This is a genomic window from Xenorhabdus eapokensis, from assembly GCF_001908105.1.
Map to the genome: position 1 here is coordinate 1 of NZ_MKGQ01000147.1, position 811 is coordinate 811.

1 protein-coding gene is annotated in these 811 nt (G+C 44.3%); it reads left to right on the forward strand.

What is annotated here, in order from left to right:
- Positions 1-57: 57 nt before the first annotated feature.
- Positions 58-811, forward strand: a 754-nt coding sequence (locus Xedl_RS19850; RefSeq protein ID WP_074025452.1) for an IS5 family transposase, incomplete at its 3' end; no start/stop codon positions are given.

Sequence of the window (811 nt, forward strand, 5' to 3'; positions counted from 1 at the left end):
ACAGCATGATGATTTGGTATAATTACTTTCGCCAAAAAACAACCAGACCTCACCATCATGCCGCGAACTATGTTAACAGATCTCCAATGGAATAAGCTATCTGCGTTAATGCAACATGCGGGTTGGATTTATCACAAACCTGAACACCGTTTGACCGTTGAAGGCATTCTTTACCGAATGAGAACGAGCGTTCCCTGGCGCGATTTACCGCCAGAATTCGGCAAATGGAATAGTGTCTTTCAACGTTTCAATGCGTGGTCAAAGAAAGGGGTTTTACAGCTCATTTTCAAGTGGTTATCTGGGTTTGCTGATAGGGAATGGTTGTTTATTGATGGGAGTATCGTCCGTGCTCATCAGCACAGTGCCGGAGCGGCTTCAGATGATGATGAGGCGATTGGCAAAAGTTGTGGTGGACGTTCAACCAAAATTCATTTGGCCGTCGATAGTTATGGATTGCCTGTTCATTTTGAATTGTCCGGGGGACAAGTGCATGACATTGTTCATGCGGAAAGTTTAGTCGAACAATCGCCCCCTTCGGACTTTGTGATAGCTGACAAAGGGTACGACAGTCAGGCTTTCAGAAATCATATTGAACAGCAAGGAGCAACGCCGATTATTCCCTACCGGAAAAATAGCCGAAAATCGGATAAACAGATTGATAAATGTTTATATCGTTATCGTCATTTGGTGGAGAATGCGTTCGCCAGAGTTAAACATTTTCGTGCAATAGCAACAAGATACGATAAGCTTGAACGGAATTACGCCAGTATGTTGGCTCTGGCGTTTATCATTGTCTGGTTGCCCATGTGGG